General features: G+C 71.7%; 10 protein-coding genes and 1 pseudogene. 1 reads left to right on the top strand and 10 read right to left on the bottom strand.

Features of this window, described 5'->3' with window-relative positions:
• Positions 1 to 19: 19 nt before the first annotated feature.
• Positions 20 to 592, bottom strand: a complete 573-nt coding sequence (locus C3489_RS24840; protein WP_103784275.1) for a YqgE/AlgH family protein — start codon at positions 590 to 592, stop codon at positions 20 to 22.
• Between the two features lie 251 nt (positions 593 to 843).
• On the opposite strand from C3489_RS24840, the gene murA reads away from it, so the two are divergent.
• Positions 844 to 2181 carry a UDP-N-acetylglucosamine 1-carboxyvinyltransferase gene (gene murA, locus C3489_RS24835; protein WP_103784274.1) on the top strand — a complete coding sequence of 446 codons (1338 nt, stop codon included), beginning with the start codon at positions 844 to 846 and terminating at the stop codon, positions 2179 to 2181.
• A gap of 109 nt (positions 2182 to 2290) precedes the next feature.
• Here the strand turns inward: murA and C3489_RS24830 are convergent, their stop codons facing one another.
• From C3489_RS24830 to C3489_RS24790, 9 genes and pseudogenes are all read right to left on the bottom strand, one after another.
• Entirely contained in the window at positions 2291 to 2572 is a 282-nt protein-coding gene (locus C3489_RS24830) for an HU family DNA-binding protein (protein ID WP_103784273.1), read from the bottom strand.
• A gap of 340 nt (positions 2573 to 2912) precedes the next feature.
• Positions 2913 to 4349, bottom strand: coding sequence for an NAD-dependent malic enzyme (locus C3489_RS24825; protein ID WP_103784272.1), 1437 nt, complete (start codon positions 4347 to 4349; stop codon positions 2913 to 2915).
• A 472-nt stretch (positions 4350 to 4821) separates the two neighbouring features.
• Positions 4822 to 7116, bottom strand: coding sequence for a UvrD-helicase domain-containing protein (locus C3489_RS24820; RefSeq protein WP_103784271.1), 2295 nt, complete (start codon positions 7114 to 7116; stop codon positions 4822 to 4824).
• 200 nt (positions 7117 to 7316) lie between these two features.
• Positions 7317 to 8138 carry an anti-sigma factor gene (locus C3489_RS24815; RefSeq protein ID WP_103784270.1) on the bottom strand — a complete coding sequence of 274 codons (822 nt, stop codon included), beginning with the start codon at positions 8136 to 8138 and terminating at the stop codon, positions 7317 to 7319.
• Positions 8138 to 8719, bottom strand: a complete 582-nt coding sequence (locus tag C3489_RS24810; RefSeq protein WP_103784269.1) for a sigma-70 family RNA polymerase sigma factor — start codon at positions 8717 to 8719, stop codon at positions 8138 to 8140. Before C3489_RS24810 ends, C3489_RS24815 begins: the two co-directional genes overlap by 1 nt.
• Positions 8720 to 8938: 219 nt before the next feature.
• Positions 8939 to 9597 (bottom strand): annotated as a pseudogene (locus tag C3489_RS24805) (CGNR zinc finger domain-containing protein).
• Positions 9598 to 10172: 575 nt separating this feature from the next.
• Entirely contained in the window at positions 10173 to 11333 is a 1161-nt protein-coding gene (locus C3489_RS24800; protein ID WP_103784268.1) for a uroporphyrinogen-III synthase, read from the bottom strand.
• An 85-nt stretch (positions 11334 to 11418) separates the two neighbouring features.
• Positions 11419 to 12798 carry a NarK/NasA family nitrate transporter gene (locus C3489_RS24795; RefSeq protein ID WP_103784267.1) on the bottom strand — a complete coding sequence of 460 codons (1380 nt, stop codon included), beginning with the start codon at positions 12796 to 12798 and terminating at the stop codon, positions 11419 to 11421.
• Positions 12799 to 12951: 153 nt separating this feature from the next.
• Entirely contained in the window at positions 12952 to 14169 is a 1218-nt protein-coding gene (locus C3489_RS24790) for an acyltransferase (RefSeq protein WP_181139830.1), read from the bottom strand.
• Between the last annotated feature and the right edge of the window lie 183 nt (positions 14170 to 14352).

Below are 14352 nucleotides of genomic sequence, written 5' to 3'. Positions count from 1 at the left end.
GTACTGAAGGTCACACGGTTCAGTTGAGCGTCGGGTCGTCCGGGTACGTCGCCACCATCGCCAGCTCGTTGCGCTGGCGGCGCAGCACCTCGCGCCAGAGCCGTTCGGGGGACGGGGAGGAGACGTCGCCGGGTTCGGACTCGACGACGTACCAGGCGCCCTCGACCAGTTCGTCCTCCAGCTGGCCGGGGCCCCAGCCGGCGTATCCGGCGAAGATCCGCAGGGAGCCGAGGGCGGAGGCGAGCAGCTCGGGCGGGGCCTCCAGGTCGACCAGGCCGATCGCGCCGTGCACCCGCCGCCAGCCGAGCGGGGTGCCGTCCGCGCCCGGGTCGCCCGGGACGACGGCGACGCCGAGGGCCGAGTCCAGCGAGACCGGGCCGCCCTGGAAGACGACGCCGGGCTCCCCGGCGAGGTCCGCCCAGCCCTCCAGGATGTCGCCCACGCCCACCGGCGTGGGACGGTTGAGGACGACACCGAGCGAGCCCTCCTCGTCGTGGTCGAGGAGGAGCACCACCGCACGGTCGAAGTTCGGGTCCGCCAGGGCGGGGGTGGCCACGAGCAGCCGCCCTGTGAGCGAGGACACCTCGGTCATGCCAGACATGATCCCGCATCTTCCCGGGCTGTGGGGAGGCAATCGGGGTAGGCGGGTGAAGGCAGGTCACGGCTCACGGAGGCGTCACGGGGGCACGCGCCGCGCCGGTGACCGCACGTGCCCGGTACTCAACGGTTCGTGTTGTGACACAGCTATGACGTTCCCGGGCGGTCCGCGGGCTTACTTCAGGGGGGTCCGTGGCGATTACTCTGTCTCTCTCCCCCTGCCCGACTCATCGGAACGCGAGATACATGACCGTCAACGACGATGTCCTGCTTGTCCACGGCGGAACCCCGCTGGAGGGCGAGATCCGTGTCCGCGGCGCGAAGAACCTCGTGCCGAAGGCCATGGTGGCCGCCCTGCTGGGCGGTGAGCCGAGTCGACTGCGCAACGTTCCGGACATCCGCGACGTGCGGGTCGTGCGCGGCCTGCTGCAACTGCACGGGGTGACGGTCCGTCCGGGTGAGGAGCCGGGCGAGCTGGTGCTCGACCCGACCCGGGTGGAGAGCGCCAACGTCGCTGACATCGATGCCCACGCGGGTTCCAGCCGTATCCCGATCCTGTTCTGCGGCCCGCTGCTGCACCGCCTCGGGCACGCGTTCATCCCGGGCCTGGGCGGCTGCGACATCGGCGGCCGGCCCATCGACTTCCACTTCGACGTGCTGCGCCAGTTCGGCGCGGTCATCGAGAAGCGCGCGGACGGCCAGTACCTGGAGGCCCCGCAGCGGCTGCGCGGCACGAAGATCCGGCTGCCCTACCCCTCCGTCGGCGCCACCGAGCAGGTGCTGCTGACGGCGGTGCTCGCCGAGGGCGTGACGGAGCTGTCCAATGCGGCCGTCGAGCCCGAGATCGAGGACCTGATCTGCGTCCTGCAGAAGATGGGCGCGATCATCGCGATGGACACCGACCGCACGATCCGCATCACCGGTGTGGACAAGCTGGGCGGCTACACCCACCGTGCCCTGCCGGACCGGCTGGAGGCCGCGTCCTGGGCGTCGGCGGCGCTGGCCACCGAGGGTGACATCTACGTCCGCGGGGCGCAGCAGCGCTCGATGATGACGTTCCTGAACACCTACCGGAAGGTGGGCGGCGCCTTCGAGATCGAGGACGAGGGCATCCGCTTCTGGCACCCCGGCGGGCAGTTGAAGTCCATCGCGCTGGAGACGGACGTGCACCCCGGTTTCCAGACCGACTGGCAGCAGCCGCTGGTGGTGGCCCTCACGCAGGCCACGGGCCTGTCCATCATCCACGAGACGGTCTACGAGTCCCGTCTCGGCTTCACCTCGGCGCTGAACCAGATGGGCGCGCACATCCAGCTCTACCGCGAATGCCTGGGCGGCTCGGCCTGCCGCTTCGGCGCCCGCAACTTCCTGCACTCGGCGGTCGTCTCAGGACCGACCAAGCTCCAGGGCGCCGACCTGGTCATCCCCGACCTGCGCGGCGGCTTCTCGTACCTCATCGCGGCCCTCGCCGCGCAGGGCACGTCCCGGGTGCACGGCATCGACCTGATCAACCGCGGCTACGAGAACTTCATGGAGAAGCTCGTGGCCCTGGGCGCGAAGGTGGAGCTGCCCGGCCAGGCCCTGTAACGGGCCACAGGGCACCTACGACGAATGGGGCGGCCCCCCGGGAAGGGGGGCCGCCCCATCGACGTTCAGAGCGTCTCGTACGCCGTCCCGTGGCGTACGGACGGCCAGGTCACTTACCCTTGGCCGCTTCCTTGAGCTTGGAGCCCGCGGAGACCTTCACGCTGTAGCCGGCCGGGATCTGGATCGGCTCACCGGTCTGCGGGTTTCGGGCGGTGCGAGCGGCACGGTGGGTGCGCTCGAAGGTCAGGAAGCCGGGGATGGTGACCTTCTCGTCGCCCTTGGCGACGACATCGCCGACGACGTCGGCGAACGCGGCCAGCACGGCGTCGGCGTCCTTGCGGGTCACCTCGGCGCGGTCGGCCAGCGCGGCCACCAGCTCACTGCGGTTCATGTTGTTACTCCCGTGTTCTTCTTGCCGTTGGGGCGTGCCATGCGGCGACAGCCGCATATCGGACACAGCGAAGCCGTTGCTGCCAGGGTCGTCGGACGGTCCCGGGGGCCGGTGCCGTCCGCTGACGCGAGCGCCCAGAGACGCATCCTGCCCCTACCTGCGGCGGGAAAGCCAATCCACCACCCGCAGGAGTCGTGAGAACACTCTTGGGAGTCACACGAAAGCGCCACCGTCCCGGCCGTCACCCTCGCCACTGGCCGGCCGCCCACCATAGAGGGCGGCCGAAGGGCCCCGGTTCCACGACGCGCCGGGTGGCGGCCGTGGGAAGTCTCACAAGCGGTCAGACGGCCGTGTCGTCCGTCTTCGCGGCCGCCCCGGCCGCCTTGGCCGCGTCCCGGACCGCCCCGGCCACCGCGCCGGCGACCTTGTCGTTGAAGACGGACGGGATGATGTAGTTCGGGTTCAGCTCGTCCTCGGTCACCACGTCCGCCAGCGCCTTCGCGGCGGCGAGCATCATCTCCGTGTTGACGGTGCGGGACTGCGCGTCCAGCAGGCCGCGGAAGACACCCGGGAAGACCAGCACGTTGTTGATCTGGTTCGGGAAGTCGGAACGGCCGGTGGCCACAACTGCCGCCGTCTGACGGGCGATTGCCGGGTCCACCTCGGGGTCCGGGTTCGCGAGCGCGAACACGATCGCACCCTCGGCCATGGCGGCCACGTCGTCGCCGTCGAGCACGTTCGGGGCGGAGACGCCGATGAAGACGTCGGCGCCGCGCACGGCCTCCTTGAGCGTGCCCGTCAGGTTCTCGGGGTTGGTGTTGTCGGCGATCCAGCGCAGCGCGGAGTCGGCGGGCGCGTCGACCAGGTCCTCGCGGCCGGCGTGCACGACGCCCTGGATGTCGGCGACCACGGCGTTCTTCACACCGGCGGCCAGCAGCAGCTTGAGGATGGCCGTACCGGCCGCGCCGGCGCCGGACATCACGACCCGCACGTCCCCGATGCCCTTGCCGACCACGCGCAGGGCGTTGGTGAGGGAGGCGAGGACGACGATGGCCGTGCCGTGCTGGTCGTCGTGGAAGACCGGGATGTCGAGGGCCTCACGCAGCCGCGCCTCGATCTCGAAGCAGCGGGGCGCGGAGATGTCCTCCAGGTTGATGCCGGCGAACCCGGGGGCGATGGCCTTGACGATCTCGACGATGGCGTCGGTGTCCTGGGTGTCCAGGCAGATCGGCCAGGCGTCGATGCCGGCGAACCGCTTGAACAGGGCCGCCTTGCCCTCCATCACCGGCAGCGCGGCCTTCGGGCCGATGTTGCCCAGGCCCAGCACGGCGGAGCCGTCCGTCACGACCGCAACGGAGTTGCGCTTGATGGTCAGACGCCGGGCGTCCTCGGGGTTCTCGGCGATGGCCATGCAGACCCGGGCCACACCCGGGGTGTAGACCATGGAGAGGTCGTCACGGTTGCGGATGGGGTGCTTGGACGCCATCTCGATCTTGCCGCCGAGGTGCATCAGGAACGTACGGTCGGAGACCTTGCCCAGCGTGACGCCCTCGATGGTGCGCAGCTTGCCGACGATCTCCTCGGCGTGTGCGGTGGAGGTGGCCGCGATCGTGACGTCGATCCGGAGCTTCTCGTGCCCGGATGCGGTGACGTCGAGGCCGGTCACCGAGCCTCCGGAGGACTCCACGGCGGTGGTGAGCTGCGAGACGGCCGTTCCGCTCGCGGGCACCTCCAGCCGGATCGTCATCGAGTAGGAGACGCTGGGCGCCGTTGCCATGGCCGACTTCCTCTGCTTTCACCGTTGCGCTGAGTTTGTAGCCGTCCGATCGTCGCACCTACCCCTGAGTACGTGGTAGTCGCCCCGGATTGCGGACGTTTTGTTCACGGGCAGGGATACGCCAGGCGCGCGTTTTCGGAAAACGACTTCCGCCATGCGAGAGAGTACGGCAAGCGATCAGACAAATAAAGAGACCCACGTCACGTGGTGACGTGGGTCTCCTCAACGTTCATGACACCGACCCGCCATGCTCGCCTCGCGGCAAGTGGTCCCTCTGAGGGACAAAGGTTGGGCCCGGGGGCTTGGATCGAGCCGGTGCCACACCCAGGCTAACAAACGGATCGAGGAAGACCATTCCCACCCGGACAAGTTCTTTCCCCGCACCCGACGGCCCCGGCCGCCGCAGGCACTTAAGGGGCGCGGGGAACTGCGCGAGCAACCACAACGCAACCCGCACAGGCCGCCGCAGGCGTCAGTCGCGCAGCAGGTCCGGCACCCCGGAGGCATCCGCGTCATCGCGGTCACCCGAAACCACGGTCAGCTGCTGAGTGGCCCGGGTCAGCGCCACGTACAGCACCCGCAACCCCGCAGGGCTCTCGTCCGCGATCTCCGCCGGCGAGACCACGACCGTCGCATCGTACTCAAGCCCCTTGGCCTCCAGGCTGCCGAGCGCCACCACCCGCTCCCCCAGCCCCGACAGCCACCGCCGCGCCTCCTCACGGCGCTGCATGGCGACGACGACACCGACCGTGCCGTCGACCGCCCCCAGCAGCCGCTCGGCCTCGGCCCGCACGGTCTTCTCCAGCGAGTCCTCGACGACGGCGAACCGCGGCCGTACGCCGGTGGAGCGCACCGCCGTCGGGGCCGTGGAGCCCGGCATCGCCAGCGCCAGCACCTTCGAGGCCAGCTCGGCGATCTCCGCCGGGTTGCGGTAGTTCACGGTGAGCTGGAAGCGGCGGCGCGGACGCGTCCCGAGGGCCTCGTCGCGCGCCTCGGCGGCCTCGTCGACGTCGGACCAGGAGGACTGGGCCGGATCGCCGACGACCGTCCAGGTGGCGTGCCGGCCGCGCCGGCCCACCATGCGCCACTGCATCGGTGTGAGGTCCTGCGCCTCGTCGACGATGACGTGGGCGTACTCCACACGCTCGGCGGCCAGCCGCTCGGCACGCTCGCGCTGCGACTCCTCGCGCACCGGCATCAGCTCCTCCAGGCCGGTGAGCTGGTCCAGCGGGTCGAGCTCGCGCCGCTTCTTCGGCCGCGCCGGGGAGCCGAGGATCGCCTGGAGCTCGTCCAGCAGCGCGATGTCGTGCACGGAGTAGCCGTCGCGTCTGAGCGAGCGGGCGACCTTGCGGACCTCGCCGGGGTTGAGGACCCGGCGGGCCCAGCGGCCGAGCCGCTTCTCGTCGGCCATGGCGGCCAGCACGCCCCGTGGGGTCAGCTCGGGCCACCAGGCGTCCAGGAACTCCAGGAAGGAGTCCTCGGTGCTGACGTCCTCGTCGAAGGAGGACCGCAGCTCGGCGGCCAGCTCCGGATCGGTGTGCCGGCCGGCCGCGCCGGACTGCTCCCACAGCGCGTCCAGCAGCAGCTTGCGGGCGCGCGGACGCAGCAGGTTCACCGGGGCCGTACCGCCGAGGGCGCTGCGCCGGATGGACTCCAGCTGCCCGGCCTCCAGCTCCAGGCGCCGCCCGAAGGCGACGACCCGCAGCCGGGTCGGCGTGTCCGGCCCCTCCAGGGCCCCCCGGGCGGCCTTGCGCAGCACCTTCAGCATGCGGCTTGAGCCCTTGGCGCGGGCGGTGGCCGGGGAGTCGTACACGGTGGCCTCGGCCCCGTCGACCAGGGAGCCGATCGCGCGGATGGCGACCTGGCCCTCCTCGCCGAGCGAGGGCAGCACGCCCTCGGTGTAGGCGACGAGCAGCGGGGTGGGCGAGACGATCAGGATGCCGCCGGCGTAGCGACGCCGGTCCTGGTAGAGCAGGTAGGCCGCGCGGTGCAGCGCGACGGCGGTCTTCCCCGTGCCCGGCCCGCCCTCGACGTACGTCACGGACGCGGCGGGCGCGCGGATCACCATGTCCTGCTCGGCCTGGATGGAGGCGACGATGTCCCGCATGGTGTGGGTGCGGGCCTGCCCCAGTGCGGCCATCAGGGCGCCGTCCCCGATGACGGGCAGCTCCCGGCCGTCGAGGAACGCCGTCAGCTCCGGGCGCATGAGGTCGTCCTCGACGCCGAGCACACGGCGCCCCTTGGAGCGGATGACCCGGCGCCGCACGACCCGTCCCGGGTCCACCGGCGTGGACCGGTAGAAGGGGGCGGCGGCGGGCGCCCGCCAGTCGATGACCAGCGGGGCGTAGTCCTCGTCGAGGACGCCGATCCGGCCGATGTGCAGCGTCTCGGCGATGTCGGCGGTGTTGTCGGGCCGCACGGCGCCCTCGGCGGGCTCCACGGCGGTGTACGCCCCGTCGGGGCCCTTCTTGCCGTCCTTGCCGAGCAGCAGGTCGATGCGGCCGAAGAGGAAGTCCTCGAACTCGTTGTTCAGCCGGTTGAGGTGGACGCCCGCCCGGAAGACCTGCGCGTCCCGCTCGGCGAGCGCGCCGGGGGTGCCGACCTGGCCGCGGCGGGCCGCGTCGTGCATGAGGAACTCGGCCTCGTGGATCTTCTCCTCAAGGCGCCGGTACACCCGGTCGAGGTGTTCCTGTTCGACATCGATCTCCCGGTCCCGAACCGAGTCGTGAACCGGATCGACCGCGGATTGCTGTGCCTGAGCGGCCACCGGGCCCCCTTCTGACGTGCTGGGCAGCCGTCAACCGTACGCGAAGGAGACCACAAGAGGCGAGGGGACGGAGCTGCCGGGTGCCGGGCGGTGTGCCAACCCCAGGGACGCGGGGAACTGCGCGACCAGCCCCCCACGACCCGCACCCGCAAGACGGCAGCAACCGCCCACCTCGGTAGGCGCCGCGAACCGCCGGAGGCTCACGCCTTGATCTGCACCAGCTTGTTCCCGTCGAACGTCATCACCTCGAAGTGGTCGATCTCGTTCGGTTTGAACGCCGCCCCACCCCCGATGTAGAGCGGGTTCTTCGACTCCTCGGTCTTGGCGTTGGGGATGCCGTACCCCCACCCCGGCACCGACCACGACGACACCGTCTCGCGCTCACCGTTCTTGCCGACGGCGATCAGCGAGCACTTCAGCGGCCCCTTGACGTTCTTCAGCTCCAGGACCGCCTGGGTGCCCCAGTCCTTCTGCGCCATCCCGACCGTGCCGGTGACCTGGGTCGACGGGTCGGTGCCCGTGACCTTGTCGCCCATGGTCGAGAACAGCGTCTTGGCGGGGCTGGCCGGCGCCGCCTGGTTGGAGCCGCCCGAGTCGGAGCCGGTCGTCGCGACGGCGACCAGCGGACCGCCGACGATCAGCGCGGCGGCGGCCGCCACCATGTAGAAGCCGCGGCGGCGCTTCGCGGCACGCCGCTCGGCGACCTCGTCGACGAGCCGCTCCACCAGCCGGGGGCTGGGCCTGGCCGACAGGGACTCCCCGATCGCGGGTGTGCCCGCGCCGGGCAGGTCGGCGAGCGCGGCCATCATCGGTTCCATGCCGGCCAGTTCGTCGAGCTGCTGGGCGCACCACTCGCAGGTGGCCAGATGGGCCTCGAAAGCGGTTGCTTCGGCGTCGTCCAGAATCCCGAGGGCGTAGGCGCCGACGGTCTCGTGCTCGTTCGGGGCCGGTGATCCCTGCATGGGACCAGTGTTACCCGGACCTTCCATGCCGAATCCTCGCATTCCCCCGTACCCGCTCATCACGCCGTCACCCCCCGCTCCTCCAGTGCCAGCTTCATGGACCGAAGGGCGTAGAAAACCCTTGAGCGGACGGTGCCGCTGGGGATGCCCAGGGTCTCGGCCGCCTCGTTGACGGTACGCCCTTTGAAGTACGTCTCGACGAGCACCTCCCGGTGGGCCGGGGTCAGGTCGTCGAGCGCGTCCGACAGCGTCATCAGCCACAGCGCCTTGTCGATCTCGTCCTCCGCGGGGATGACCTCCAGCGGCGACGGATCGACCTCCTGCGGCCGGGCCTGCCGGCTGCGGTGGCCGTCGATGACGATGCGGCGCGCGACCGTCACCAGCCAGGGGCGTACCGAACCGGTCGCTCGATTGAGCTGGCCGGCGTTCTTCCAGGCACGGATGAGCGTCTCCTGCACCACGTCCTCGGCGCGCTGACGGTCTCCGGCGACCAGGCGCAGCACATAGGCGAGCAGGGGTCCGGCGTGCTCTCGATACAGGGCACGCACCAGCTCCTCGTCGGGTTCCGAGGGCTGGGAAGCGCGATGTCGGGCCCTCGATCCACGTTCATTGGCCACGACGGAATCCTTGCGCACGCCCACCTCCGGTGTCCGGGGCTTCCCCCAGTCGGTCGCTCGTCCACCGGTACGGAAGCGGGCTGTTGGATGTTCAAAGCGGGGTGACAGTTTTCCGTGGGGTCGGGTGACGAGGGCGGACATGCACGCACATTCCCGCCCCGCGTTCTTTACATTTCCCCCACTGAAGGCAAGATCAGGTTCCGCTTCCCTACGGGACCGTAGGTAAACCGGGTGTAACGGAAGTCACGTCGAGGCTCCTCTCGGCGAAGTCGCCGCGCCCCGGGCGGAGGCCGCGAGGCGGGCGCCCGCTCCCTTGGTGCGCGAGGCCACCCGGCGGCGGTGGCGGGCCACGCGCTCGCGGTTGCCGCACACCTCGCTGGAGCACCAGCGGCGCCGGCGCCCCCGGGAGGTGTCCAGGTAGACGATCGGGCAGTTGTCGCCCTCGCACTGCCGCAGCGCGGCGCGGGCGGCGGGGTCGGTGAGCAGCTCCACGGCGTCCCTGGCGACGGCGGCCAGCAGGGCGGCGCACTCCGGGGTGCCGGCCAACTGCCGTACGAGTACGCCGTCCTGGCCGCGCACGGCCCGGGGGACGGGGGCGGGGTGCGGGCGGTGTCGTTGACCCGGGCGAGCGCGAGGTCGTACGGCAGCGGGCCGGGCGACAGCCAGCCGCGCACCAACTGGCTCACCTGGCCGCGTAGTTCGCGGAAGCCGCGCAGCCAGGTGGCGTCGGCGTGGGTGAGCGCCGTGCCGGGCGGGACGAGCCCGGAGCCGGTGATCCAGGCGCACAGCACCTCGACGGAGTCCAGCCGTTCGACGGGATGGGTCGTGGCGAGCAGGTCGAGACAGACCCGCCCCGCGTCGAAGCGCAGCTCGTACGGTGCCGTGGCCGTCACCAGTGCCATGCCCCTGTCACCGCCTAGGGTTAGCCCACCGGAATCGCTCCCTTCCACAGTGCCTGCCCACTGCGACGCGGGGTAGCCCTCGGACGGGGCGGGACTACGCACGGGGCGCGGGCCGGACTTACGCGTCGCGGGCCTGACCGCCCGGCGCGAGGCACACTCAGGCGTCCCGGACCTACCCGCCCGGCGCGGGAGGGGCGGGCGCCCCCCGGACCACGCGCCCGGCGGAGGAAGGACCCACTCCGGCGTCGGCAACCCACGGCCCGGTGGACAGGTGAGCCAGGGATGCCGGGCCCCGGACGGCTCGGGAGGCGGGACAGAGTGCGGCCCGCGCCGGCAGGCGCCCGCCGCACCGGACCGACCCCGCCCGGGTGCCCGCCCGGCCGCAGTGCCGGGCGGATCCGGCAGCCGAGGGGCGGGAGGGCCCAGGGCCCTCGGCCTCCGCGTCCAGCCGGAGGGGCGGCGCTTCGGGCCGGCCCCGAAACCCCGGCACTACGCGTCCGCGTACGCGAATCGGGCCGGCCCCGAACCCCGCCCTGCACTCACGCGCGCGGCGAATCGGAGCAGCCCCCTGCCCCCTACGCGTCCGCGTACTTCGCGTCCGTTGCTGGGTCCAGGGCCAGGCGGTAGCCGCGTTTGACTACCGTTTGGATCAGTTTGGGGGCGCCCAGGGCCGTCCGCAGGCGGGCCATCGCTGTTTCCACGGCGTGTTCGTCGCGGCCGGCGCCCGGCAGGGCGCGCAGGAGGTCGGCGCGGGCGACCACCCAGCCGGGGCGGCGGGACAGTGCGCGCAGCAGGGACATGCCGGCCGGCGGGACGGGCCGCAGCTCGCCGTCGACCAGGACCGCGTGTCCGCGGATCTCCACCCGGTGCCCGGCGACGGGCAGCGAGCGGGAGCGGGCCGGCAGCTCCTGGCACAGCAGCTGCACCAGGGGTCCCAGCCGGAAGCGCTCCGGCTGGACCGTCTCCACCCCGCGCGACTGCAGGGGCAGCGCGGTGACCGGACCCACACAGGCGGGCAGCACGTCGTGGTGAAGGGCGGTGAGGAGTTCGGGCAGCAGCCCGCGCTCCTCGGCCCGGTCGAGCAGGGAGACCGCGGCGGGCGCGCTGGTGAAGGTGAGCGCGTCCACGCCGCGCGAGACGGCGGCGTCCAGCAGCCGGTCCAGCGGCGAGAGGTCGTCCGGCGGCATCCACCGGTACACCGGTACGCCCACCACCTCGGCGCCGCCCTCCCGAAGCGCCTCCACGAACCCGGGCAGCGGCTCCCCGTGCAGCTGTACGGCGATCCGGCGGCCCTCGACGCCCTCCTCCAGCAGCCGGTCGAGCACCTCGGCCATGGACTCGCTGGACGGCGACCAGTCCTCGGTGAGCCCCGCGGCGCGCACCGCGCCCTTCACCTTGGGCCCGCGGGCGAGCACCTCGACCTCCCGCAGCCGCCCCAGCAGCTGCTCGCCGAGCCCCCAGCCGTCGGCGGCCTCCACCCAGCCGCGGAAGCCGATCGCGGTGGTGGCGACGACCACGTCCGGCGCGTGGTCGATGAGCTGCTTGGTCGCCGCGAGCAGTTCGCCGTCGTCGGCGAGCGGCACGATCCGCAGGGCGGGCGCGTGCAGGACGGCAGCCCCGCGCCGTTCCAGCAGGGCGCCCAGCTCGTCGGCGCGGCGGGCGGCGGTGACCCCCACGGTGAAGCCCGCCAGGGGTCCGTGATCCGCTCGTCGGGGTTGCTGCTGTTCGTCGTACATGGCTCTCCTCGCTGACCGGCGCGCGAACCGAGCCTGTCAACGCCGCGTGACAGGCTCGGTTCCGCTTCATGTCACCGGTGTTACGTCACACCTCGGCGTAGGTGAGCTGCGGTGTCTCCTCGGCCGCGGTTCCGGCCTCGCCGCGCGCTGCCGTACGGCGAAGGTATACGGCCCAGGTCACGGCGAAGCAGACGGCGTAGTAGGCGAGGAAGGCGACGAACGCGCCGGTGCCGGAGCCGTAGGAGAGGAAGGACTGCCGGAAGGCCAGGTTGATGCCGACGCCGCCGAGGGCGCCGACCGCGCCGATGAGTCCCATCGACGCCCCGGACAGCCGCCGGCCGTAGGAGGCGGCCGCCTCCCCGGTGAGCCCCTTGGCCTGGGCCTTGGCCTGGAAGATGCCGGGGATCATCTTGAACGTCGAGCCGTTGCCGAGCCCGGTGAGCACGAAGAGGACGACGAAGGCGACCGTGAAGAGGGCGAGCGACTCACGCATGGACGCGGCGATCAGGACCGAGGTCGCGACGGCCATGGCCACGTAGTTGTACAGGGTGATCCGCGCGCCGCCGTACCGGTCGGCGAGCCGCCCGCCGATCGGGCGGATCAGGGAGCCGAGCAGCGGGCCGATGAAGGTGACGTAGGCGGCCTGCAGCGGGGTGCGCCCGAACTGGTTGGTGAGCACCTGCCCGAAGGCGAAGGAGTACCCGATGAACGAGCCGAAGGTGCCGATGTAGAGGAAGGACATGATCCAGGTGTGGCCGTCGCGCGCGGCGTCCTTGGCGGCGCCGGTGTCGTTGCGGACGTTCTCCAGGTTGTCCATCTTCACCGCGGCCATGGCCGCCGCGAGCAGGATCAGCGGGATGTAGATCCCGAGCAGCACGCGCGGCCCGCCGCTCGCCCCGATGATGGCCAGGGCGACGAGCTGGATGACGGGCACGCCGATGTTGCCGCCGCCCGCGTTGAGGCCGAGGGCCCAGCCCTTCTTCCGCAGCGGGAAGAAGGCGTTGATGTTGGTCATGGAGGAGGCGAAGTTGCCGCCGCCGACGCCGGCCAGGAGGCCGACGAGCAGGAAGGTGGAGAAGGAGGTGCCCGGCTCCATGACGACGAACGCGGAGATGGTCGGGATCAGCAGCAGACCGGCGGAGATCACCGTCCAGTTGCGCCCGCCGAAGACGGCGACGGCGAAGGTGTAGGGCACCCGGACGACCGCCCCGACCAGCGTCACCATCGACGTCAGCAGGAACTTGTCGGCCGGGGTCAGCCCGTACTCGGGGCCCATGAAGAGCACCAGCACGGACCACATGGTCCACACCGAGAACCCGATGTGCTCGGAGAGGACGGAGAAGAGGAGGTTGCGCTTGGCGATCCTCTCCCCGGTCTGCTGCCAGAAGGTCTCGTCCTCCGGATCCCACTGCCGGATCCAGCGGCCGCCCCTGCCGGGGGCGGGAGCGGAGCTAGGGGCTGTCATGACGCCTCCACGGTGCGACGGGCTCGGTTCCTGGGACCTGCGGGTGCCGAGTCCTGACGCTAGGGAGGGCGCGTTTCCGCGCTGTGCCTGTGGGTGACCGGGAGGGAACGTTGCTCTCACTCGGCCCGGGGGCCACCGGTGAGGCTCAGCCGGTCAGCTCCGGTGCGCCCCCTTGCGGGCCGCGCCGCGGGCACCGCCGCCGGAGCCGTCCGGCCACAGCTGCGGCTTGCGTTTGGCGGCCACGTCCTCCATCCAGCCGAACCAGACGACGCAGCTGGCGATCAGCATCCAGGCGACGATCAGGACGGGCCAGAGGCTGTCCAGCAGCCAGGGGACGTCCGCGCCGAGCACGTCGACGCGCCACAGCTTGTCCCACATCGTGGCGGCGATCAGGATGCACAGGTTGTGCCAGAGGTAGATCGTCACCGCGCGCGAGTTGAGCAGCGTGACCACCCGGTCGAGGCGGCGCAGCGGGCGCGGCCACTCGGACCAGGACGGGCTGACGTGCAGGAGCAGCAGCACCGTCGCGAAGGACCACAGTGCCTGCGCGAGGGGGATGTCGTCGAGGTCGTGGCCGGACTTGAAGCCGTGGGTCAGGGCGTACCAGAGGCCGACGGCGGCGATGAACGGCGCGATGGACGGCACGACGTAGCGCGGCAGCCGCTTCAGGACACCTTCCTGGTGGGCCATGCCGAGGATCCAGCAGGCGCCGAAGGTGCTGAAGTCGGTGAGGGCGGAGGGGAAGCGCTCGCCGGGTAGGAAGTCGAGGTAGCCGAACTGGAAGGCCGCGGAGAGGGCGATCGGGAAGGCGATCGTCGGCCAGGGCAGCCTGCGCAGCGCCTTGAGGATCAGCGGCGACAGCAGGACGTACCAGAGGTAGGCGCGGATGTACCACAGGGGTCCGGCCAGTTCGGCCGCCCAGTCCTCGCCGATGATGCCGTGGACGCTGGGCAGCCCCTCCGCGTACGGCGGGTCGCTGACCGGGACGATCCAGAAGGTCAGGTGCAGCCACCACCAGCCGGGCCGGCCGTCCGCGTCCGGGCCCCAGCCCTGGAGGACCATGCCGGTGACGCCGATCGCGCCGAGCAGCCACAGCGGCGGCAGCAGACGGCGCATACGGCCGCGTACGACCTGCACCGCCGGGCGCTTGAGGGAGCGGGCCATCAGGTTGCCGGCCAGGGCGAACATGACGCCCATGGACGGGAACACGACGGGCAGCCAGGCCCAGCCGGTGAGGTGGTAGAAGACGACCCGGAACAGGGCGATCGCCCGCAGCAGGTCGAAGTACCGGTCGCGGACCGGGCCGCGGCGCGGCGCCGCGGACGGGGCGGCCTCGCTCGTGCCGGACGGCAGGGTGGGCGGTGCGGTCACGTGCGGCGGGGCTTCCTGGGGCGCGGACGGATACGGGTGGGGCGCGGCTTCCTGGGGCGCGGACGGATACTGGTGGGGCGCGGCTTCCTGGGGCGCGGACGGATACGGGTGGGGCGGTGCCTGCCGGGGCGTGGGCGGGTACGGGTACTGCGGGGCTTCCCGGGGCGTGGGCGGGGTGAGGGA

It is taken from the genome of Streptomyces sp. Ru71 (genome assembly GCF_002920535.1).
Classification (GTDB): Bacteria; Actinomycetota; Actinomycetes; order Streptomycetales; family Streptomycetaceae; genus Streptomyces.
Note: the sequence above shows the minus strand (reverse complement) of the source record. Positions and strands in the feature narration are given on the sequence as shown.